Annotated in this window: 19 protein-coding genes and 1 pseudogene; 17 read left to right on the plus strand and 3 right to left on the minus strand. The window is 35.4% G+C overall.

Annotation, left to right across the window (positions count from 1 at the left end; translation table 11 throughout):
- Positions 1–244: 244 nt before the first annotated feature.
- From BAMA_RS07915 to BAMA_RS07925, 3 genes are all read left to right on the plus strand, one after another.
- Positions 245–958: a response regulator transcription factor gene (locus tag BAMA_RS07915; RefSeq protein WP_034638052.1), complete on the plus strand. Its 714-nt coding sequence runs from the start codon at positions 245–247 to the stop codon at positions 956–958.
- Positions 948–1958 (plus strand): sensor histidine kinase, encoded by a 1011-nt coding sequence (locus tag BAMA_RS07920; RefSeq protein ID WP_034638054.1) that lies wholly within the window; start codon positions 948–950, stop codon positions 1956–1958. Before BAMA_RS07915 ends, BAMA_RS07920 begins: the two co-directional genes overlap by 11 nt.
- 211 nt (positions 1959–2169) lie before the next feature.
- Positions 2170–2766: an undecaprenyl-diphosphatase gene (locus BAMA_RS07925; protein WP_034638057.1), complete on the plus strand. Its 597-nt coding sequence runs from the start codon at positions 2170–2172 to the stop codon at positions 2764–2766.
- A gap of 153 nt (positions 2767–2919) precedes the next feature.
- Here the strand turns inward: BAMA_RS07925 and BAMA_RS07930 are convergent, their stop codons facing one another.
- Together BAMA_RS07930 and BAMA_RS07935 are read right to left on the minus strand one after the other, a co-directional pair.
- Positions 2920–3693 carry a YibE/F family protein gene (locus BAMA_RS07930; RefSeq protein WP_034638061.1) on the minus strand — a complete coding sequence of 258 codons (774 nt, stop codon included), beginning with the start codon at positions 3691–3693 and terminating at the stop codon, positions 2920–2922.
- On the minus strand, positions 3690–4829 hold the full coding sequence (locus BAMA_RS07935) for a YibE/F family protein (RefSeq protein ID WP_034638063.1): 1140 nt from the start codon (positions 4827–4829) through the stop codon (positions 3690–3692). The genes BAMA_RS07930 and BAMA_RS07935 overlap by 4 nt, the downstream gene beginning before the upstream one ends.
- Before the next feature lie 648 nt (positions 4830–5477).
- Here BAMA_RS07935 and BAMA_RS07940 point away from each other — a divergent pair.
- The gene (locus BAMA_RS07940; protein WP_034638372.1) at positions 5478–5807 is read left to right on the plus strand and encodes a DMT family transporter; all 330 of its coding nucleotides are present in this window, start codon (positions 5478–5480) and stop codon (positions 5805–5807) included.
- Positions 5808–5827: 20 nt separating this feature from the next.
- Positions 5828–6175 (plus strand): DMT family transporter, encoded by a 348-nt coding sequence (locus BAMA_RS07945; RefSeq protein WP_034638064.1) that lies wholly within the window; start codon positions 5828–5830, stop codon positions 6173–6175.
- A 127-nt stretch (positions 6176–6302) separates the two neighbouring features.
- Here BAMA_RS07945 and BAMA_RS07950 read toward each other — a convergent pair whose 3' ends face one another.
- A complete protein-coding gene (locus BAMA_RS07950; protein WP_034638065.1) occupies positions 6303–8393 on the minus strand; it encodes a sigma-54-dependent Fis family transcriptional regulator in 2091 nt (696 codons plus the stop codon).
- A 206-nt stretch (positions 8394–8599) separates the two neighbouring features.
- Here BAMA_RS07950 and BAMA_RS07955 point away from each other — a divergent pair, with 206 nt between their 5' ends.
- The 12 genes and pseudogenes from BAMA_RS07955 to BAMA_RS08005 all read left to right on the plus strand — a co-directional run bounded on the left by BAMA_RS07955 (position 8600) and on the right by BAMA_RS08005 (position 21570).
- Positions 8600–9760 carry an acyl-CoA dehydrogenase family protein gene (locus BAMA_RS07955; RefSeq protein ID WP_034638066.1) on the plus strand — a complete coding sequence of 387 codons (1161 nt, stop codon included), beginning with the start codon at positions 8600–8602 and terminating at the stop codon, positions 9758–9760.
- Between the two features lie 14 nt (positions 9761–9774).
- Entirely contained in the window at positions 9775–10983 is a 1209-nt protein-coding gene (locus BAMA_RS07960; protein ID WP_338022282.1) for a CaiB/BaiF CoA transferase family protein, read from the plus strand.
- Positions 10967–11737 carry an SDR family oxidoreductase gene (locus BAMA_RS07965; protein WP_034638067.1) on the plus strand — a complete coding sequence of 257 codons (771 nt, stop codon included), beginning with the start codon at positions 10967–10969 and terminating at the stop codon, positions 11735–11737. The genes BAMA_RS07960 and BAMA_RS07965 overlap by 17 nt, the downstream gene beginning before the upstream one ends.
- Positions 11738–11788: 51 nt before the next feature.
- Complete coding sequence (locus BAMA_RS07970; protein ID WP_034638069.1) at positions 11789–12973, plus strand: lipid-transfer protein; 1185 nt, start codon at positions 11789–11791, stop codon at positions 12971–12973.
- A 62-nt stretch (positions 12974–13035) separates the two neighbouring features.
- Positions 13036–14730, plus strand: coding sequence for a long-chain-fatty-acid--CoA ligase (locus BAMA_RS07975; protein WP_084157934.1), 1695 nt, complete (start codon positions 13036–13038; stop codon positions 14728–14730).
- 142 nt (positions 14731–14872) lie between these two features.
- Positions 14873–15322: a GNAT family N-acetyltransferase gene (locus BAMA_RS07980; RefSeq protein ID WP_415782901.1), complete on the plus strand. Its 450-nt coding sequence runs from the start codon at positions 14873–14875 to the stop codon at positions 15320–15322.
- Positions 15323–16372, plus strand: a complete 1050-nt coding sequence (locus tag BAMA_RS07985; protein ID WP_034638073.1) for a lactonase family protein — start codon at positions 15323–15325, stop codon at positions 16370–16372. It begins immediately after the preceding gene.
- A 133-nt stretch (positions 16373–16505) separates the two neighbouring features.
- A complete protein-coding gene (locus BAMA_RS07990; protein ID WP_051758893.1) occupies positions 16506–18281 on the plus strand; it encodes a patatin-like phospholipase family protein in 1776 nt (591 codons plus the stop codon).
- A 22-nt stretch (positions 18282–18303) separates the two neighbouring features.
- Positions 18304–18546, plus strand: a pseudogene (locus BAMA_RS23895) (NAD(P)-dependent oxidoreductase); the annotation flags it as partial.
- Between the two features lie 162 nt (positions 18547–18708).
- A complete protein-coding gene (locus BAMA_RS07995) occupies positions 18709–19404 on the plus strand; it encodes a response regulator transcription factor (protein WP_034638076.1) in 696 nt (231 codons plus the stop codon).
- Positions 19394–20554: a sensor histidine kinase gene (locus BAMA_RS08000; RefSeq protein WP_034638078.1), complete on the plus strand. Its 1161-nt coding sequence runs from the start codon at positions 19394–19396 to the stop codon at positions 20552–20554. Before BAMA_RS07995 ends, BAMA_RS08000 begins: the two co-directional genes overlap by 11 nt.
- Before the next feature lie 53 nt (positions 20555–20607).
- Complete coding sequence (locus tag BAMA_RS08005) at positions 20608–21570, plus strand: carbohydrate kinase family protein (RefSeq protein WP_034638080.1); 963 nt, start codon at positions 20608–20610, stop codon at positions 21568–21570.
- Positions 21571–21636: the final 66 nt, after the last annotated feature.

Here is a 21636-nt window from a genome sequence, read left to right on the forward strand (position 1 = left end):
ATTTTTTCATTGTAATATAGAATTATAGTTAATGGAAAATAAAGTGAAACTTCACTCATTGGGGGGCTTCATCCCCCAATGAGTGTTAGCCCGACCAATCGGGCTTTTATGGGCTGTTCCCACCTAAACTTCTTTTCTTCTCTCAAGTTTTGAGGTGAGAGTCTTACAGCCCGTAAATAGCGGGATAATTGTTTTTTGTATAAGGATTACTTTCCCATAGAAATAATGAAAGCGGGCGTTAGTTATGAAAGAAATTCGAGTTCTTATAGTTGATGATGAAAAAGAAATTCGAGATTTATTAAAAAAATATATGGAACGAGAGTTATATAAAGTGGATGTAGCGGCAAATGGTGCAGAAGCTATCTCATTATTTGATACAAATAAATATAATCTCGTTCTATTAGATCTTATGATGCCGATAATGGATGGTATTGAAGTTTGCAGAAGATTACGAGAGAAAACAAATGTACCTATTTTAATGTTAACTGCTAAAGATCATGAAACAGATAAAGTGTTAGGTTTAAGTATAGGAGCGGATGATTATATCACAAAGCCTTTTAGTATAAATGAAGTGGTCGCAAGGGTGAAAGCTCTTATGAGAAGGTTCTTAGTGCTAGGAAGTGATAGTGATTCGCAAGGGAAAGCATTTGTGAAATTTAAAGGACTTTCAATTGATATGAAAAAATATATCGCTTATGTTGGAGAAGAAGAGGTTTCTCTAACTGCGAAAGAACTAGAATTATTAAAATTTTTAGCTTCCAATCCTGAGCAAGTATTCACGAAGTCTCAGCTATTTCGAAATGTATGGGGTAGTGATTACTTAGAGGATGATAATACTGTAATGGTTCATATTCGGAAATTAAGAAAGAAAATAGAAGCAGATCCATCTAATCCGCAGTTTATTCAGACGGTATGGGGGATAGGGTATAAGTTTGTAGGTGAGAAAGATGAATCGTGATAAGATCACATTACTAATTATTCTACAGTTTATACTTATTGCAGGGGCTTTTTTTAGCGAAGTGAATAATCAATTATCATTCGCTAAGCTAGTTTTATACGGTACGTTACTTTTCGTAACAATTGTTCTGTTATTATTAAGGATTCGGTTCATTCGCAGGTTAAAGCAAATGACTTCTGAGATAAGGCGTGCAGTTAATGGGAATTTAAAAACGAGATTATTTGCAAATGAAGACGATATATTTAATGAAGTAATGTTTGCTACAAATGAACTAATTGAACAGTTAGAAAAAAATCAAATCCAAACAATTCAATCTGAAACGGAACGAAAAAGGCTGTTATCTAGTATTTCTCATGATATTCGAACACCATTAACGTCTATTATTGGATATGTGGACGCTTTGAAAGATGGGATAGCGGATACTGATGAGGAGAGAAAGGAGTACCTTGAGATTATTTCAAGGAAATCTAATAATTTAAAACAATTGATTGATGAAATATTTAATATGGCAAAATTAGATGCGGATGAAATCCCGATGCAGCTAGAAAATATAGATGTAAGTGAAATTATAAAGGAAGTGTTGATTGAATATTTACCTGAAATTAAGAAAAATGAGTTAGAACTAAAGCTTACTCTTCCTGAAACAAAATGTTTAATTGAGACAGACTATTTAAGTATTGTACGCATCATCGGGAATCTCATAAAGAATGCAATGCTATACGGAAAAGAAGGAAAGGTGCTAGGTATAGAGATTATTGAAACCTCTCAAGAGTTTCAAATACTTATTTGGGATCATGGACCTGGCATTTTAAAGTCTGAGTTAGATCGTGTGTTTGAAAGAATGTATCGTGGTGACCAATCAAGAAATTCTGAACAAGGAGGGAGTGGTTTAGGCCTTGCGATTGCAAAGGCATTAATAGAAAAAAATAATGGACGAATATGGGTTGAAAGTGTTCCTTGGGAAAAGACGGTTTTCGGTGTAGCGTTTTGTAAAAATTAAATAAATATTTTTATTTAGTCGCCTAATTGATTAGGTGACTTTTATTATACAGGAAGAATGTAACAGCTTACATCTTTGTAAGGTAAATGTAAGGTGTTTAGATGGTTGAGAAGACATTTAATAATTATACTGAGCTATGACCATGTATTTGAAATCTAATGATATACATACTTTATGGTACTTTTAGTGCAAGTTTGGAGGTTGTTTTTAAATGTCTTTGTTTCAATACAACATTGATGCATTTCGAGCGATAAATGATTTAGGCAAACAGTATCCATCACTAGAGCCAATGATTATATTCGTCGCGGAATATACAGTATATTTTTTAGCTTTACTTATGCTTTTTTATTGGTTTACAGGTTCGAAACAAAATAGAATGATGATGATTCACTCTATGTTTGCTTTTATACTTGCCGAGGTAATTGGGAAAACAGTTGGGCTGTTTCATTCGAATCACCAGCCGTTTGCGGTACTTTCCGATGTGAATCAGCTTGTTCAGCATGAAATCGATAATTCATTTCCTAGTGATCATACAATCTTGTTCTTCTCCATTTGTACTTCCATTTGGCTCGTTCGAAAAAAAGAGGGCTGGATATGGATGATACTAGCATGTTGTGTGGCCACTTCTCGAATTTTAGTTGGTGTACATTATCCACTTGATGTTGCAGTTGGGGCGTTAATTGGTATTCTTTCGGCAGTATTCGTATATAAGTTTGCGCCGAAAATGTCTTTTATAAAGCAATTACTTTCCCTATACGAGAAGATAGAAAGTAATGTTTTACCTGCAAAAAAACAGATGAAAAATTGACAAGTGGATATAAAGAAGTAAAAAACAGCCCTATTAGTCGATCTGAAAGGGCTGTTTTTAAATCGCGCTATTCGCGGACTGTAAGACGTCCACCTGAAAGTTTGAACATTTTACATGCAATGGGGGATACTCCCCATTGCATGTAGTTTCACTTTATTTAAATGCTTCATTTTTTTTTGTTTTTATTAAGAAATAGGCAGTAATCCATGCAGTAATCGGGATGACAAGTGCAACACCAATTCCAGAACAAAAGATTGTAATCATTTCAGCACTAAATATTTTTGAGTTTATGATTTCTCCAAAAGAATACGATAAATCTTTAAACCATATAAGTAAGGCCATATAAGCCCCAAAGAAGGCGAAAAATAATGTGTTTGTACTTGTTCCTAAAATATCTTTCCCTATATTTAATCCAAATGTGAATAAGTCTTTTCTACTAATTGATGGATTATGATGAAAGATTTCACGCATAGGAGACGAAATGGCAATAGCAGTATCAGTAATGGCACCAATTGTACTCATAATAATTACAGAAGCTCCAATTTTAACAAAATCTACTCCAATATAAAGAGAAAATATGCCGAGTTCTTCTGCTTCTTCTTCACCAAACCCTTGAATCATAGCATTTTCAGTCACAATGATAATAAAAGAAAGTAGAATCAAAATGGTGATAATAGAAGATATAAAAGCCGTTTTTGTTATAGGTTTCACTTCATTAATATAGAATAGGTTAATACAACTAATTACTGTACATGCAATTAACGTTATTATAATTGGATTTGCATTTGGATTTGTCATAATAAGTATGGAAAAGAGTAGCACCCCAAAGTTGAAGAATAAAGCGAGAAATGAACGTGTTCCTTTTTTTCCACCAATTAGTCTCATCAATATAAATAAAATGGCTGCTAGACATACTAATACATTCATTGTCTTACCTTCTTTCGATTAATGAAAAAAATAGAGATATATAAACCGATTGGAATAGTTAACACGATTCCAATACCACCTGCTAAGGCACGAGCTAATTCCAATGAGAGGTTCATTGAAAGAGTAAATATCAATGGAGAAGCATTCTTCAAATACAAAATTAGCATTGGAATGGAACCGCTAATATAGGCGAAAAATAAAATATTTGTCATCGTTCCCATAATATCTTTTCCAATTTCCAATCCGGAAGTTTTAAGTGCTTTTATTGATATATCGTTATTTTTTTCATATAAACCAAAAATAGAAGAAGACATTGTAATGGCTACATCCATTACTGCTCCTAAAGCTCCCACAAATAATCCTGCCATAAACACGACTCGATAAGGACTAGTGATAAATTGCATTTCTTCATATCGAAGGCCGTTTTCAGATGTTAACCGCATAACAAGATAGGTAATTAATAGCGAAGAAAAGGTTCCAAGTAGGGTTGCGATAATAGCAGCATATGTTTTTTCATTAAAACCGTTAACAAGTAATAAAGAAATAATAGTAAATAAAATAACGCTTATACCGCATATCCATAATAAACTAGAGCCTGATGTTTTCAAATAAATATCTAAAGCATATGATAACAAGAGAGCATTGACTACTAAACTAATGATAGAAAACAGTCCTTGCTTTTTTCCAACAATCAGTAAAGTCAAGATAAAAACCCATGCTACAATTAAAACAAATTTATCACGTTTTACATCTTGGATGGTACCAGTTAAATCAGTATTTTCTTGTTTGTTTGTATCAATTGAAACAAACAAATCATCGCCAATATGATACTCTTGGTCATAAGCCCCGGACGAAGAATATTCATTCGTTAAATGAATGGTTTTCCCTTTCTCTTCTCCATTTTTTAATTCGGCTATTATACTTTGGGTGAATAGTCGATCTTCATTTTCATACATATCATTCACTTCAGTTGAATCTTCTAGGTTCGTTTCGATGACTTTCGCTATCGGGCGTTCATAGAATGAATAATTATAATTTACAAAAAAAACTGATGCGACAAAACAAAGTGCTATTATGGTGTACAATACAATATGGTTGTAACCCATTTCTTTAAATTTATTTACTATAACTTTCAAAAGAAAACCTCCAATTATCGAGATGGAATCTAGGATGTAAAGTTAGAACATATTGGTTTCATGGATTCATTAAGTATGCTTAGTCATTTTCGGGAAAATACAGTGTTTCTCGGCTGTAGCACACGCTAGCACAGGAAAAACCTATGATAGATGGCATTTAGTGAACAATGTACATAGGATAACAGGGATGTTTTCACCGAGTCAATAGAGTATTCCCTAATTCATCTTTCGTTAGTTGTAATTGATATTGGTTTGAAAGATTTTGCTATTTTTCTGATGAGATAACTTATAAAAATCATAAATTCTTTTGTATAGTAGAAGAAAAATGAGTGGAACCACAACGTATTTTGTCTAGGTGTAAGAGTGGTTCGCTTCAATAAACAACGCATTCAAGAACCAGTTACCAACGAAAAGGGAAACTATTTGTAAGAGTTCTCTATTGAAATCATTGAAAACGATGGAGTGATAGAGGAATTTATAGGTATGTAATATGATCGGAAATTTAAAAAATAATTAGCGGAGTATAATTAAAACTCTATTGTGACACAAAGCGATATGATATAACAAACAAGTCGTTGAAATTGAATTGTTTAGGTGAGAAAATGTGTAAGGTAGTGAATTGTGATTTTTGAATAGGAGAGGTTTATGTTGAATCCATATATTTTATTAGCAGTAGCAATTATAAGTGAAGTATTTGGTAGTTCTATGTTAAAAGTATCAGACGGCTTTAAAAAATTACTGCCTTCTATCGGAGTAGTGGTTGGCATTGGAACCGCTTTTTATATGTTATCGCTAGCGCTGGAAACAATTCCGCTAGGCACGGCGTATGCAATTTGGTCTGGAGTCGGAACGGCATTAACGGCAATCGTTGGTGTTGTCATTTATAAAGAAGGATTTAACCTGAAAAAGTTTTTAGGGTTAGTTTTTATTATTGGTGGTGTCGTCGTTTTAAAGCTAGCAACTGACGGAGTACATTAATTTCTTGCTGGAGGTTACATATGAAAGGTTATTTTGCTTTAGCCGTATCGATTGTGAGTGAACTATGCGGTACAACAATGCTGAAATTGTCAGATGGATTTACAAATATAGCACCATCGATTGGTGTAGTTATATGTTTTGGAATATCATTTTATTTCTTGTCACTATGTTTAAAGACTGTCCCATTAAGTTTAGCGTATGCAATCTGGTCTGGGATAGGAACAGCATTCACAGCAGTAATTGGTGTTGTAGTGTGGAATGATCCTTTTAATGTGACGATGTTTATTGGGCTAGTACTTATTATTGGGGGAGTTGTGTTACTGAACGGAAGTAGCGATACAGAGAAAGTAGAAGAAGTATCAAATTAATAAGGTATCGGGTAGTGACGAATAAGCCATTTAATGTTTATTAAGTGGCTTATTCGTTATTTTATCCCGCATTAACGTGCTGTAATACTCCCCGATCAAAACTTGAGGAGTGCGAAGAAGTTTCACTTTATAAATCTTTCAAACTGTATTTCTTCATTTTTGCATACAGCCATGGTCGACTAATGCCAAGTAATTGGCTTGCTTTCGTTTTGTTTCCATTCGTTTCTTTTAAAGCGGTGATAATCATTTCTTTTTCAGTTGAATATAGTCTCTCTTTATAGGATGATGCGATTGGTTGTTGTTTACTTTCAGTTGCCTCTGTATTGTTGGAAATGGAGAGATCTGTAGTATCGATGTAATCATGCGTTTTCACATTGGCTGCACGTTCTAACACGTTGTGGAGCTCTCTTACATTGCCTGGCCACGAATGTTTCATTAACGTTGTTAGAGCGGAATGGGTGATACCTTTAATGTAAAAACCACTTTGATTTAAGCGATCTATAATAAATTGAATAATATCTGGTAAATCTTCTATTCTATCTCGCAAAGGTGGAATATTTAATCTCATAATGTTTAATCGGTAATATAAGTCTTCTCTAAATTTCCCTTCAGTTATTAGTCTTTCAATTGGCTGATTTGTAGCGGCGATAATTTTTGTGTTTAAATGAATAGTTTTTGAACTACCGATTGGTTGAAACTCTTTTTCTTGTAAAACGCGTAAAATTTTTGTTTGTAATTCCATAGACATATCTCCAATTTCGTCTAAAAAAATGGTCCCATTTTGGGCTAATTCAAATTTTCCTTTCTTACCGCCTTTTTTAGCACCTGTGAACGTTCCTTCTGCGTAACCGAAAAATTCAGATTCAAGTAGTTCTGCAGGAATAGCTGCACAATTCACTTGGATAAAAGGGCCTGTTTGATTGGAGGCAGCATGGATTCCCTGGGCAAATAGTTCTTTTCCCGTGCCACTTTCTCCGATAATTAATACAGTAGACATGCTTTTAGCTGCTAAAGTTGCTTCGTGTTTTACTTGTCTCATTACAGCTGATTCCCCGGCGATATCAAAGAAAGTATATTTTGTCCCTTTTAACTCTGTAATTTTATTTTGATAAGCATGTACTTGTTTTTCAAGTTTCTTCACTTTTGTTAATGCTTCATGTAAATGCGTTAAGCCCCGGTATGTTACTTTACAAACCGCACTAATCGTTTCTTCTTTATCTTTTATCGGCAAAATGGAGATGAGAGATTGTTGCCCAGCAATAATTTGCGGAGCATTATGAATGCTCATTCCATTTTTAATGACGTTTTCAATGTTTAAATCAGGGAATAATGTGGTGACAGATTGATGTAAAACATCTTTACTATGTAATCGGAATAAATCTGTGAACCCTTTATTAACCATCGTGATCTTACCTTGTTTATTGATAAGAATAATCGCATCATATGCAAATTCGATGACGGATCGTAATTTCTTTTCCCATTCTTTTGTGAGTTCAAGCTCATTAATGGTTTGTTCGATTTTTGTTACATCTTCAATAATGACCATGGCACCAACTAGCATTTTATGATTATACAGTGGATAACAGTGCACATATAAACTTAAGTCATGTAATATAAGTTGCTTTTTTGTTGCAGTAGATTTTCCTTGTAAAATCTCTTCAATTAATATTTTGATGGTGGATAATTCTTTTTTCTCTTGGAATGCATGAATCTCGTATTCTTTTGTCTGTAATAGTTGATGGGCTAGTGAATTAGAAGCGCTAATTTGGAAGTTTGTATTGATAGATAATAAGCCGAAGTTTAAGTTATGAAATAATAGTTCAAATTGCGATTCGACCTTATTTAATGCAACGTTATATAAACTGAGAAGTTGTTGGGTGGAAATAACACCGATTGGAGTCATGTCTTCATCTACAATTGGAGCGTGACCAATTTGATGCTGTAAGAGAAGTTGTCTTGTTTTTTCAACAGTGTCATTTGATTGTAAATAGATTGGATTTGAATGAAAATATGGCTCAATTGTGAGGTGGAAAGCAGGCTTGCTTGCTAACACTGTAATAATTTTATTTTTGGTAATCACTCCTATTAGATGATTGAAATCATCAACAACAGGAAGTATGTTAGAGTGCGTTTTTGCGAACATTGAAAGTACATCATATAACGTATCGCTTTTTTTACAACAACTAAAATTTGTCGACATAATCTCGGTAATCAGCATGGGAACCCCTCCTTGTAAACGATATTATATCAAATTTAATTGTAAGCGTTAACAATTAATTGTTAATTTATTTTACAGTTTACATTGTTTTGTAAACAATTATTAACACATGCGTTGCAAAAAAACTGTGTGATTCAATAGAAAAAACTTGGCATGAAAATTGCAATTGATAATGGTATACACTTTTTTTGAAATGGGGAGAAGGTATGTATTATTCAGTAGCTATTGAAGAAGAAATGACGTTGTTAAGAAAATCAATCGATGCTTTTGCAAAAAAAGAAATTGAAGACTATTACATGAAGTGGGAAGAAGATGGACTGTTTCCGAGAGAATTGTGGAACAAGTTAGGGCATGCTGGTTTTCTCTGCGTCGATATTCCTGAAAAATATGGGGGGATGGGAGCGCCATTACATTTTGCAGCGACCGTCGTTGATGAATTCAGTAGGCTTGGGTATAACGCTATCTCTTCAAGTATTGCTGTTCATTCTAATATCGTAGCTCATTACATTTTAAATGTAGGAACAGAAGAACAAAAGCAGCAGTATTTACCGAAAATGGCAACTGGTGAATATGTTGGCGCAATCGCTATGACCGAGCCTAATGCTGGCAGTGATTTGCAAGGGATAAAGACAACAGCGGTTGAAAATGAAATGGCTGGGAACTATGTGATTAATGGTTCAAAGACATTTATTACAAACGGTCAACACTTTGACTTTGTAGTAGTTGTTGCGAAAACAAATCCATCACTCCCAGCTTCAAAGGGGACAACACTTTTTATTGTCGATGAACATTGTAGTGGCGTTGTGAAAGGAAAAAAATTAAAGAAAATAGGTCTTCACTCAGCTGATACATCAGAAGTCTTTTTTGAAGATGTTAGTGTGGAGAAAAGTCAAATGTTAGGCACATACAATCAAGGCTTCGTGACGCTTATGGAGGAACTGCCTCGTGAAAGAACGATTTTAGCTGTCGGAGCATGCGGTGCGATGGAAGGGGCCTTAGAGATTACGCTTCAGTATCTGCAAGAACGAACAGCGTTTGGAAAGCCGCTTAGTAAGCTACAAGTCATTCGTCATAAGATGGCAGAAATGAAGGCAGAGGCAAAAGTAAATAGAGCGTATGTGAATCAGTGTTTAGCTTTGTTAGAGGAGAAGAAGTTATCTACAGCGGATGCGAGTATAGCGAAATTATCAGCTACAGAAGCGCAAGGACGAGTAGCTGATGGATGTTTACAGCTATTTGGAGGTTATGGGTATATGGAAGAATATCCGATATCAAGAGCTTATACAGATGCAAGGGTGCAAAGAATATATGGCGGGACATCAGAAATTATGAAAGAGATTATAAGTAAAGATTTATTTGGAAAGTGAGATAGGAGGAGGTTATGATAGGGATTTTAAAAGGGCTGAAAGTTTTAGATTTTTCAACGCTACTACCAGGTCCATTCGCTACGATGATGTTAGCTGATATGGGGGCGGATGTTGTAAAGATAGAATCGCCAATTCGGACAGATTTACTGAAGTATGTTCCTCCAGTAGATGGAGATGTATCAGCTGCTTTTGCTCACCTTCACCGCTCAAAGAGATCATTATCATTAGATTTAAAAAAAGAAGAAGCAAAAGAAGTGGTATATAAATTAGTGCAAGAATATGACATTGTGGTAGAGCAGTTCAGGCCTGGAGTAATGGATAGACTTGGTATTGGCTATGAGCAATTAAAAAAGGTGAATCCGAAATTGATCTTTTGCTCTATTACTGGATATGGACAAACAGGTCCTTTAAAGGACAAAGCTGGGCATGATAATAATTATTTAGCAGTAGCGGGTGTTTCTAGTTATTCCGCCAGAAGAAACGAAGCTCCTGTTCCTGCTGGTATACAAGTTGCTGACCTTGCAGGAGGATCTATGCCAGCGGTAATCGGAATTTTAGCTGCTGTGTATCACCGGGAAAAAACAGGGATAGGACAGTCTATCGACATTAGTATGACAGATGTTGTGTTTTCACTCAACGCAATTTATGGTGCTGGATATTTAGTAGGCGGGATAGAACCGAAAGCGGAATCTATGTTACTAAACGGAGGTACTTTTTACGATTATTATGAGACAAAAGATTGTCGTTATCTTTCTATCGGTAGTTTAGAACCAAAATTTCAAAAAAAGTTATGTGGGTTAATTGGTGATTTGCAGTTAATGAAGCTTAGTATGAGTTCTTGTAGGGAAGAACAACGGATGTTTAAAGAGAAGTTAACTACAATTATAAAGCAAAAGACATTTGATGAGTGGTTAGCGCTTCTTGGAGATGACTTTGACGGTTGTGTTGAGCCTGTTTTGACATTTCCAGAAGCAGTTCACCATCCACATACGAAAGCGAGAGATTTGATCGTTACTGTGCCAAAGGTAAACGGAGGGTCACAGCAACAAATCGCCTTTCCGATTAAGTTTTCAGAGGAGGAGGTTATTTATAAATTTGCAGGGGTACAAACGGGAGAACATACAGAGGAAGTTTTAAGAGAATCTGGATTTAGTGAGGCGAGAGTTCAAGTATTGAAAGAGAAAAATATTGTAGGAGGGAATAAAAGTGAATATAAAAGATAAAGTAGCGATTGTCACAGGTGGAGCGTCTGGATTAGGATTAGCAACAACAATGAGATTAATAGAAAAGGGAGCAAAAGTAGCCGTTTTTGATATAAATGAAACGGTAGCAAAGGCCGTAGTGGATCAACTAGGAGAGAGTGCTCAATATTTTCTTGTAAATGTAGTAGATGAAGAATCTGTTCAACAAGCAATTAGTCAAGTAGTTGAAGCTTTTGGTGCAATTCATATTTGTGTGAACTGTGCCGGAGTGGGGACGCCTGGGAAAACGATTGGGAAACAAGGCGTATTGTCACTTGAGAATTTCAATAAAATTGTTGGTATTAATTTAATTGGTACATTCAATGTGTTGAGATTAGCAGCAAATGAAATGAAGAATAACGCCCCTCTTACAGATTGCGGTGAAAGAGGTGTCATTATTAATACTGCCTCTATTGCTGCTTTTGATGGCCAGATGGGACAAGTGGCATATGGGGCAAGTAAAGCAGGGGTGGCAGGGATGACATTGCCGGCAGCTCGTGATTTATCTCAGTTTGGTATTCGTGTTAATACAATTGCCCCAGGACTATTTATGACACCGATGGCTAGTGGGTTATCCGAGAAAGTGATTCAAAAGTTATCTGAAAGTGTTGAGTTCCCAAAACGGTTAGGGAAACCATCTGAGTTTGCAGAAATGGCAACTTTTATTATGGAGCACGCGTATATAAATGGAGAAGTGATTCGTCTGGATGGTGGTATTAGAATGGCACCGAGATGAGTATAAGGGCTATCGATATATATGTGAATATTAAAAAAGGAGGTTATTAATATGGTAGCTCAAGCACAGGTTATTGGTGTAAGTATGGTGAAATTTGAAAAACCAGGGAAACATGAGCCGTATGAAACGATGGCAGCAAAAGCGATAACGGGAGCATTAGCTGATGCGGGTATCGAGTTGAAAGATGTGGAACAAGCGTATGCTAGTTATGTATATGGAGATAGTACATGCGGGCAAACAGCATTCTATCAAGTTGGAATGACAGGTATTCCGATTATCAATGTGAATAATAATTGTTCCTCAGGATCAACAGCGCTTTATATGGCGCGGCAAGCAGTAGAAAGTGGTTTGCATGAGTGTGTATTAGCATTTGGTTTTGAAGAGATGAGACCAGGTTCTTTAGGTGAGCATTGGACTGATCGTACATCACCTTTTCAATGGATTCATCATCGTTATGATGAGTTAAGTAAGGACTTACCTGATGGTCCAATTGCATTAAAAGTATTTGGAGCAGCTGGATTGGAATATATCGAGAAATATGGTGCAAACCCTAATATTTATGGGAAAGTAGCTGTGAAATCAAGACGACATGCTATAAATAATCCATATTCTTTATTTACAAAAGATCTTCAATTAGAGGAAGTGATGAGTGCTCCTGTTGTTTTTCCAGGTTTAACGAGGTTTATGGCGTGTCCGCCAACATGTGGAGCAGCAGCTGTAGTTGTATGCAGCGAACGCTTTATGAAAAAACATAATGTGCAAAATGCAGTGAAAATTATCGCTCAATCAATGACAACGGATTTGCCAAGTAGTACAAAAGATCATATTCATTTAGTTGGATCTAATATGACAAAGCGTGCTGCTCAGCAAGTGTATGAACAAGCCGGTATTGAACCGAAAGATGTTGATGTTGTAGAGTTACATGATTGCTTTACACCAAATGAGGTCATTACGTATGAAAGTTTAGGACTTTGTGAAGAAGGCGAAGCAGAAAAGCTGATTCAAGACGGTGATAATACGTATGGTGGGAAATATGTAGTAAATCCTTCGGGCGGCTTAATGTCGAAGGGGCATCCTTTAGGGGCTACCGGCTTAGCGCAATGTACAGAACTAGTTTGGCATCTAAGAGGAGATGCTGGCAGCCGTCAGGTGGAACATGCCAAAATTGCGTTGCAGCATAACCTCGGATTAGGTGGAGCGTGTGTAGTAACAGCATATAGCGCGGCTAAGCTATGAATGTAATATTCATTTTTAAAAAGAAATAATCAGTTTAATGATAGAGAAGGGGGACTTAATACATGAGAATGGTAAAAGGATTTCCGTCTACATCTATGAATGATTATCAATTGAATACAACAACTTTTATGAGACATGCAGTACGTAATTTTCCAAATCAAGAAATTTTGTATCGTAATAATGATGGGTTTCAGAAATATACGTATAAAGATGCGTACACACGGATGATGAAAATTGCTAATTTTCTCGAAAATAAACTTGGCGTACATTCAGGGGATAGACTTGGAGTGCTAGATTGGAATTCTCATAGACATTTTGAATTATATTTTGCAATCCCGGGTATAGGTGCTACGATGTTACAAATGAATTTACGAATCGCTGTAGATGATTTATCTTATATAGTCAATCATGGGCAAGCGAAATATCTTTTTGTTGATGAATCTTTGTTGCCTATAGCGGAGGCACTTGCTCCAAGCTTAGAGACAGTTAAAGGGTTTATCATTATGTCAAATAAGCCAAGGAAAGAAATAAAAACAACATTATCGCCAATTTATCACTTTGAAGAAATGATAGAAGAAGAAAGTGATAGTTATGATTGGCCGATGATAGACGAAACAACAGCTTATAGTGCATCCTATACATCTGGAACAACCGGAAAACCGAAAGGCGTATATTATTCGCATCGTAATATTTATCTTCATACAATGGTAGAAGCTGCTTATTTTGGTGTAAATAGTCATGATTGCTTATTGGTGATTGTACCGATGTTTCATGCACAGTCGTGGGGGCTTGTTCATACTTCTGTTATGATGGGAGCGAAAATGATTTTTCCGGGTCGGTATGTGGCAGAAGAAACATCTTTTCTTGTGGATTTAATATCACTGGAGAATGTAACGATTGCAGCGGGATCACCAGCTATTTTTCTTCCAATGTTGCATTATATTCAAACATTAGAGACTCCCCCTAATTTGTCAAAAGCAAGGTTTTTGTCTGGTTCTACAGAGCCACCAATTTCATTAATGAAAAATTTTAAAGAGCTAACAGGAGCAGAAATTGTTCATGCGTTTGGAGCAACAGAAACAACACCAATGGTTACAATTAATTATCATATCAATCCAACTTTAAAAGGAAAATTAACAAAAGAAGAAGAGTGGGACATAAGAAGAAAGCAAGGATTGCCGGTGACAGGAATTGATGTAAAATTATGTAATCCTGATACGGGTGAAGAGGTTCCACGTGATGGGAAAACTGTTGGAGAACTACGCGTAAGAGGTCCGTGGATTACAGGTTCCTATTATAATGCTCCAGAAACAGCTAATCATTTTCATGAAGGATATTGGCGTAGCGGAGATGCAGGTACGATTGATGAAAATGGCTATGTAAAAATTGTAGATCGAATTAAAGATGTTATTAAAAGTGGTGGAGAATGGATTTCTTCAATCGACATGGAAAATATATTAATCGGTCACCCGAATATTCTTGATGCAGCAGTTGTTGGTATTCCGCATCCAAAATGGCAAGAACGTCCGCTTGCCCTTGTTGTTACAAAAGATAAGAAAGAAATTGCAAGAGAGGAATTAGATAGTCTGTTATATGCAACTTTCGCAAAATGGCAATTGCCAGATCAAATTTTGTTTGTGAACGAAATCCCAAAAACGAGTGTAGGGAAATGTAATAAAAAAGAAATTGTAAAGACATATGAAAAATTATATATGCCATCTATGGAGGAAACCTCGTCAGAAATAGAGTATAGCTAATCGTTGTTACACCAGTATTGAAAAAATATATGTTTATAGGGATATTCCGTTGTTATGAAAGTCATCTAATCGTATGTTAGGTGGCTTTTCTAATGCAAAAAAAGATTAATTTTTGTAAAATTGAAACAAAGGGGGTGGAATGATGATACGAAAAGCAAAGAAAGAAGATAGTAATAGGCTTAGTGATCTAGCTTACAAGTCAAAAGCGTATTGGGGCTATTCAAAAGAGTTTTTGGAAAAATGTAAAGTTGATTTAACAGTTACGGAAACATATATCGAGAATAATCTTGTTTATGTGATAGAGGAAAGTGATGAAGTAATAGGTTTTTATAGTCTTTCAATAACAGAACGAAAACTAGATGCATTATTTATTGATCCAAATTATATCGGAAAAGGTATTGGGAAGTTGCTATGGTCACACTTGTTACAGCAAGCTAAACAGCTGCATATAGAAGATTTTACAATCGATAGCGATCCGTATGCAGAAGCTTTTTATTTGAAAATGGGGGCAGAGCGAATTGGCGAGATACAATCAACGGTCTTTCCTGAACGTCGTTTGCCGTTACTTTGTGTGAAAATGGAGGCGGTATAGATGAGTCATCATAAGTTGTTTGGATATATCGGAACGTATACGCGAGGTGAGAGTAAAGGGATTTATCGTTTTAAACTCGATACAGAGAAAGGAATCATTACAGATATAGAAGTTGCGAGTAGTTTACAGAATCCTACTTACTTAGCAATTAGCAAAGATAACAAATACTTATATTCAGTTGTGAAAGAAGGCAAACAAGGTGGCGTAGCAGCTTTTTTGATTCATCATGAAACGAAAAGTCTTGAATTATTAAATATACAAGTACAAGATGGAGCACCACCATGTCATGTAAATGTTGATGATGAAAATCAAACGGTAGTTATTGCGAACTATCATAAAGGAACAGTTGAATCATATGTTGTGAATGGAGAATTACAAACAGTGACATCGATTATTAGACATAAAGGTTCAGGACCAAATGAAGAAAGACAAGAAAAAGCACATACACACTACGCAGCGTTTACACCAGATCAGCAATACGTTGTCGCTGTTGATTTAGGAACGGATCAACTTGTTACATATGCGTTACATAACGGAGTTTTAACAAAAGTGAATGAGTTACGTATTAAGCCTGGAAGTGGTCCAAGACATCTCGCTTTTCATCCAAATGGAACATATGCTTATATGATGACTGAACTCAGTTCAGAAATTATTGTGTTAATATATCATGCTGAGAATGGTAGTTTTCAAGAAATTCAATCGATTTCTACTCTTCCTAAAGATTGGAGTGAGGAGAGTTATGGTAGCGCCATTCATATTTCAGCTGATGGTCGTTTTGTTTACGCAGCAAATAGAGGGCATAATAGCATTGCTCTGTTTCAAGTGAATGATATGACCGGAGAATTACAATTTATTGAGTATACACACACAGAAGGACATTGGCCTAGGGATTTTGAATTAGATCCAACTGGTACATTCCTTGTTGCGGCGAATGAGAAGTCGAATAATCTCGCTTTGTTTTTAAGAGATAAGGAAACAGGGCAGTTAAAGGTATTACATTCTCGTATAGAGGTGCCAGAGCCGGTTTGTGTGAAGTTTTTGCATATATAGACCAAGAAAAAGAGTAGTTTCATATCCTCCTTGCTTAAAATTATGTAACATCGCATAAACCATTTAGGAAAAGGAAACATAGGAATAACGTTTACAATATTTTCTTGTGGAATAGAGAAAGGAGGATACGACAATGGTAGAAGAGAAATCAAAAAAGCTTGGCTTAGCACTTTCAGGTGGAGGGTTTCGTGCAGCATTTTTTCATATTGGTGTTTTGGCGAGAATGGCGGATTCTGGTATACTTCGGCATGTTGAAGTTATATCTACTGTATCAGGTGGTTCTATCATTGGTGCGCTCTATTATCTTCATGTCAAAAAATTGCTTGAAGAAAAAAGAGACGATGAAATTACAGATGAAGACTATCAAGAAATCATTGTGAAAATTGAAGTCGATTTTTTGAAAGCTGTTCAGCGAAACTTTCGATTGCGCACGTTTCTTAATCCAATAAAAAACTTAAGAATGAGCTTACCTAATTATTCACGAAGCGATCATATTGGTGAGCTTTATGATAAATATTTGTATCGTCATGTTTTAAATCCTAAAAATACAGATGCAATACAGATGAGATATTTAAAGGTACAACCGTGTGATGAATCATCTTCTTTTTGTCCGAAAGAAGGGAATAGCAGTAGAAAAGCGAAAGTGCCTACTCTTATGATAAATGCTACTGTTTTAAACAATGGACATAACTGGTGTTTTCGTGCAGAAGGTATGGGCGAACCCGAATTTAGCGAAGTATTACAATCAAATCCCTTAAATGGAGAAATCGATAAAAACTTTATACTTAAAAAGGTGAAATCATACAAAGATATATGCGAACATGGAGATTTTGAATTAGGTTTAGCTGTTGCTGCCTCAGCGTGTCTCCCAGGTGTTTTCGCTCCGCTGGCAATTAGTAACCTATACTATGAAGGCGTTCGTGTACAGTTAGTAGATGGCGGTGTTCATGATAATCAAGGAATTATTGGATTACTTGATCATAATTATCCATGTACGCATTTCATTATAAGTGATGCATCAGGACAGATGAATGACGAAAAAGAACCAGGTGTGCAAATTCCTAGTGTGTTAACGCGTACGAATAGCATTTTAATGGACCATGTTCAGGAACAGCAACTTTCAACATTGACAAAGGAGTATTTAGATCATGTTGTATTCTTACATTTGAAAAAAGGATTGCCAGTGGAGGAAGTACCTTATTATAAGAAGCATGGTGAACCTTCAAGTAAGTGTCGCTCGTATGAAATAGAACCATCCGCTAAAGAATTTGGAGTGAACGAGTGTGTGCAAAGGTGTCTTTCTGACGTAAGAACGGATTTAGATTCTTTCTCCGATGTAGAAGCCTTTTCTCTTATGCTTGATGGTTATAAAATGAGTAAATATGAATTTTATAAACAAAATATAAAAACATTTATTGCAGATGAACATTTAAAGGAAAAAGAATATCAATTTTTAAAAATGGATAAATGGGTTTCAGCTTCAGCTGTTGATCCATATTATAAGCGTATGCTTGAAGCTTCGAGTATGCGGTTCTTTAGAGCACTTGGAATAAATAAACTAGCAAAAGTTACAATGGTTATAGCGGTAATGTTACTTTTTGTAGTCTTCGTTACTAGTTATGGACAAGAGTTTGTTCAGTGGACAAAAGAGCCAATAAAAAAGGGAACGATACTAGTCATACTACTCCTTATATTTCTCTTATCTATTTCTTATTTCAATAGATATCGTACGTCATATAGTAGCGTGATAGTTCAGTTTCTATTAATTGGTTTACCAACAGCACTTGTTTCATTAATAGGATGTATATTTATTTGGATGTATCTTTTTACATTTGACCGTCTATTTTTATATTTAGGGCAATTTGATGTGTTTGAGAAGATGCAAAAGAAGAGAGGTTTTAAAAAATAATGCAGTGTGAAAAGGGCTGATTGAAAACTTAGCTATTTTACAAGAAAACAGTTCTATTAAATGGACATTCCTTAGCCGTGCTGCCTTTTTTGATCCAGCAGGTAAGAGAACAGGTTCTTATCAAAAAGGAAAGGACCATCTACTTGTGAATCGTAGCGGACAAAGTTATGTGAGTTATGCAGACTATGCAATTGCCGTTATAGATGAAATAGAAAATCCTCAGCATATGAATGAGCGATTTACTATTGTTTCTGAAGTAGAATAAGGTTTGTATGAATGAATAAATGATTGCTGAAACCACCATTGAATTTTTCGATGGTGGTTTTTCTTATGCTTGACACTGTTTCATTTTTTGCACTTAAATAGAATGTAGAACAGCTACTTCATACCGCAACATCGTATAAAATAGTAGGAAGGACGTAATGTTATGACAACAAATATTTTAATTGTTGATGATGAACCAGAAATTGTGCAACTTGTTGCGCTGTATTTAAGAAACGAAGGATATGTTATTCATACTGCTTTTAATGGTGTGGAGGCGTTAGAAGTTATAGAGGAGAAACAGCCTCATTTAATGATATTAGATATTATGATGCCAAACATAGACGGGATAGAAGTTTGTAGGCGAATAAGAGAATTCAGTAATATTCCTATTCTGATGTTAAGTGCAAAAGTTGAAGATATGGATAAAATATTAGGGTTAATGACAGGTGCTGATGATTATATGATTAAACCTTTTAATCCATTAGAACTTGTTGCCAGAGTAAAAGCTTTATTAAGAAGGTCTTCTTTTCAAAATATAAGTAAACAAGATGAAAAAGGAAATACGATACAAATTAAGTCTCTTATTATTAATAAAGAAACTCATACGGTGAAAGCTGGAAATAATAATATAAAGCTAACACCAATTGAATTTGAAATTTTATACTTGTTGGCATCTCACCCTGGAAGAGTATATCGTTCTGAGGAAATCTTTGAACTAGTGTGGAAAGATATAGCATGTGACTCCAATAAAACAGTAATGGTTCACATTAGTAACATTAGGGAAAAGTTAGAAGTTGCTTTAGAAGGTGAGAAAATTATTCATACTGTTTGGGGAGTTGGGTATAAAATTGAACGATAATTCATGGCAAATTCTTAAATCAATTCCGAAATGGAAAATGTGTATATATGTTTTATTATCAATATGTTTAGCGCTAAGTACACTTTATCTGTTAGAAGTAATTTTTTGGGGCCTTGATGTGACTTCTGTTACCTTTCATACAGTTCGGGTAGAATTTTCGAAGGCTTATGGACCGAGGCATTTAGAACGTCTCGTTGGTATGCTATATTATTTCTTGCATTTTATCTTTATTCTTTTGTATATCGTACTGTTTTACATGCGTGAAAAAAGACTATATTTGAAAAGATACTTTAATCAAATTTTGGAAGAAATTCGGCTTATTGGTAATATTAATTTCGAGCATGAAATTAACGTATTACCAAATACACAGCTAGGAGACTTAGCAAAAGAAATTAACAATATCGCAAAGCAGCTAAAAGTATCAATTGAAGAAGAGCGAAGAATAGAACAAACGAAAAAAGACTTAATTACAAATGTCTCGCATGATTTACGAACACCGTTAACATCTATCGTTGGATATGTTAGTTTCATTCAACAAGATAAGTACCGTGATGAAATAGAACTACGTTATTACATAGAAATCATCCATGATAAAGTGCTAAGATTAAACCATTTAATGAATGACTTATTTGAATACACTCGTTTTCAAAATAAAGGAATTCATCTGCATAAAGATCCGATTTATATTACTGAGATGCTCGAACAATTAGTTGTACAATATCGATTTGATATAAAGCGAATGAATATGGAGTTTCGAGAGTTTCTCTCATCACGGGATCTCATGGTTCTTGCCGATGGAGATAAGTTAGTACGGGTATTTGAAAACTTGATTGTAAATGCGATGAGATATGGAGCAGACGGAAAGTATATAGATATTACAGTCCGTGAAGTGGATGATACGGTTGCAATAGAAATTACCAATTATGGTGATATGATACCGGCTGCGGATTTACCTTACATATTCGAACGGTTTTACAGGGTGGAAAAATCACGTTCTACCTATACAGGAGGTTCGGGGCTTGGTTTAGCAATTGCAAAAAGTATTGTAGAACTACATGATGGGACTATTGAAGTCCGTAGCGATGCAGCACAAACAACGTTTACAGTAAAGTTGAAAGTGTTTCGGAAAGAAGTTTCACTTTATAGATAAGGGAAGTGTAACGTGACCAGCAACAAGAGGGAATAAGGGAAGAGGTGAAATATATGAAAAAATTATATTCAATTGGGGAAGTTTTAATTGATTTCATTCCCATGCAAAAAGGAAAATCGTTAAAAGATGTGGTAGAGTTTCAAAGAGTTCCTGGAGGTGCACCTGCGAATGTAGCAGCCACTGTCGCGAAGTACGGGGGAAGGGCATTTATGATTACAAAGTTGGGTGCTGATGCATTTGGTGATTTCCTCTTAGAACAATTACAGCAAGCAGGTGTAAATACAGAAAAGATTACAAGAACGAATGAAGCGAATACAGGTCTTGCTTTCGTCTCATTGCGTGAAGATGGTGAGCGCGATTTTTCATTTTATCGTAATCCTTCTGCAGATTTATTGCTCAGCGAAAAGGAAATAGATGAAGAATGGTTTGAAAAAGGTGATATTCTTCATTTTTGTTCTGTTGATTTAGTAGAAAGTCCGATGAAATATGCACATGTAAAAGCGATTCGTTCTGCTAAAGAAAAAGGAGCGATTATCAGCTTTGATCCTAACGTACGTTTGCCACTTTGGAAACTTGCTGAAGATTGTAGAAAAACGATTTTGGAGTTTATTCCGAGTGCACATATCGTTAAAATTTCAGATGAAGAATTAACGTTTATTACAGGTATTCCTAATACAAAAGAAGCGATTGATTCTTTATTTATAGGGGGTGTAAAAGCTGTTATTTATACAAAAGGAGCACAAGGAGCGGAATTATATGTGAAGGATAGACAGTATGAATCAACTGGATATGATGTAGTAGTACAAGATACAACAGGTGCAGGAGATGCGTTTATTGGTGGCTTTTTGTATAAATTATTAGAGAAGGGCGTAAGCCAGCAAAACGTAGAACAGGTACTTCATATGTATTGGCAAGAGATATTAACCTTTGCAAATGCAAGTGGTGCCCTAACTACGACAGGAAAAGGAGCGATATCTTCCATTCCAACAAAAGAGGATATTGGTAAGTTAATTTAAGCTTCACGTTATGATAAATAGTAAAAAAGAGCCGTGTGTATAATTACGGCTCTTTTTGTAATTTGA

It is taken from the genome of Bacillus manliponensis (assembly GCF_000712595.1).
Lineage (GTDB): Bacteria > Bacillota > Bacilli > Bacillales > Bacillaceae_G > Bacillus_A > Bacillus_A manliponensis.